General features: G+C 47.4%; 1 protein-coding gene. It reads left to right on the plus strand.

Annotation, left to right across the window (positions count from 1 at the left end):
* The first annotated feature begins 318 nt into the window (after positions 1-318).
* Positions 319-1,500, plus strand: coding sequence for a tyrosine-type recombinase/integrase (locus B5F78_RS16505; RefSeq protein ID WP_087407254.1), 1,182 nt, complete (start codon positions 319-321; stop codon positions 1,498-1,500).
* The last annotated feature ends 522 nt before the right edge of the window (positions 1,501-2,022 follow it).

A 2,022-nucleotide genomic window follows, 5' to 3' on the forward strand; every position in this document is an offset into this window, starting at 1 on the left:
GGATGACCCTGATTCCGGGCTTCCACCGCCTTCCTCCGCCCTTTCCGCTACGCTCCAAGGACGGAGGAAGGCGGTGGCGGAGTTGCACTTCTAACTTGACGGTGGGTTTTTTACGCTCAAAATAGGTGGTTTTTTATCATTTTTGCCCTAAAATCGGAATTCGAAGGCAAAATTCTCTCAAATCCGAAGCGTTAAAATTGCTTTTGGCAAAACGTTAAACGTAACTAATTATAACTTAAAATTTAACAGATACGCTTCCGGTTCGCTTTGCCTTTTAGAGGCTATACGGCAGGAAGAAGACTAAAAAAACGATAAACCATGACCACTTTCTCTATTGTAATCGTTCCTGCCAAGCGATTGGCAAACGGGAAGCACCGCATCCGGATTGCGGTGGCTCGTCATTCGCAAACCCTGTATATCACGACTCCCTTTCTTTTGGACTCCAAATCCCAGCTCCGGAACGGCAAAGTAGTCCGGCATGCCTATGCCGACCAAATCAACCGTATCCTGAACAGGCAACTGAACGAATACGCCTTAATTCTGTCCACCCTTCCGTATGCCGAAGGATTGACGTGCACTGAAATCATCCGTTACATCCTTCAAACAAAGGAAAAGGAAGAGATTTCTTTCTCCCGGTTTGCCGGCGAGTTTCTGAAAAGTATGGAAAACAACGAGCAAGTCAAGTCGTACAAGCTTTACAAGTCGGCTTTGAAACATTTCTTCTCCCTCTTCGGCGAATCTTTGCTTCTGAAGCAGATAAACCCGCGGCACATCCGGCAATACCGGGAGGAGCTGAAACGGAAAGCGCTTTCGGATACAACGGTACGCATCTACCTGACGCTGATGAAGGTCATGCTGAACCATGCGGTCAAAATGGGATACGTGCGTTATGCCATACATCCTTTTGCGGCTTGCAAACTTCCGGCTGCCCGCATCCGTGAACTCGACCTGACGGTAGAAGAGGTGAAACGGATACGTGACGCGCACCTGACGGACAGACACCTCATCACCGTGCGCGATATTTTTATGCTCAGCTATTACTTGGGAGGAATCAACTTGAGGGATTTGCTGGATTGCCGTTTTGCCGATGGCGGTACGGTCCTGAAATATGCCCGCCATAAAACCCGTAGAAGCAAAAGCGGTGAAAACGAAACGGTATTTTCCATTCAGCCCGAAGCAAGAACGCTGATAGAGCGGTACCGTTCGCCCGACGGCAGGCTGGCTTTCGAAGGAAACACTATATATAATAAGGTGTATAGCCTGGTTTACCGGTATATGAAAAAAGTGGCACGTCTGGCAGGGGTTTCTTCTAACGTCTCGTTCTATTCGGCACGGAAGTCTTTCGTCCAGCATGGGTATGACCTCGGCATCCAGATAGAAACCATCGAATACTGCATCGGGCACAGCATGAAGGCCAACCGTCCTGTCTGCAATTACCTCCGCATCATGCAGCGTCATGCCGATGCAGCCATGCGGAAGATTTTCGATGCGCTGCTGTAAGGCGAAAGCTTTGCCGGGAGACGGTTTTATTCTTCCCGTGCATTGATCCGCGCATTTTATAAGCAGTATCATAGTAGAGACGATGTGCACATCGTCTCTACAGAAACCCGTCATGCCATGATACAAATCCGGTACAACAAAGGTCGGTTGGCAAAAACAGTTATCTTCTATCCTCAACGCACATAGCTTCGATCCGTGCACGATTAGTAATCGTTAGCCTGTACGATTAGTAACCGTCAAGCTGTACGATTAGTAATCGTGTTGGAATCGCAGTTATGCTCCTCGCCGCACGCAGTTAGCTGTGAGTGCCAATGCAGTAAGGTTATAACCCTTGTCATGCTGGATTTGGCGTAATTGAAATAGATGAATATCCACATTATAGTCAAAAAGAAATGGTTTGCGAATTAGACAAACGGAATTTAAGAGTCAGAAGTGACTCCAACTCTTCTTTATAGTTTCCGATATTGTCGAAGAAATCCTTAACGGCCTGCCTGAATTTCTCTTTTGTCCTGTAGAAACCGG

The sequence above is a fragment of the Bacteroides sp. An279 genome, from assembly GCF_002159615.1.
GTDB classification, from domain to species: domain Bacteria; phylum Bacteroidota; class Bacteroidia; order Bacteroidales; family Bacteroidaceae; genus Phocaeicola; species Phocaeicola intestinalis.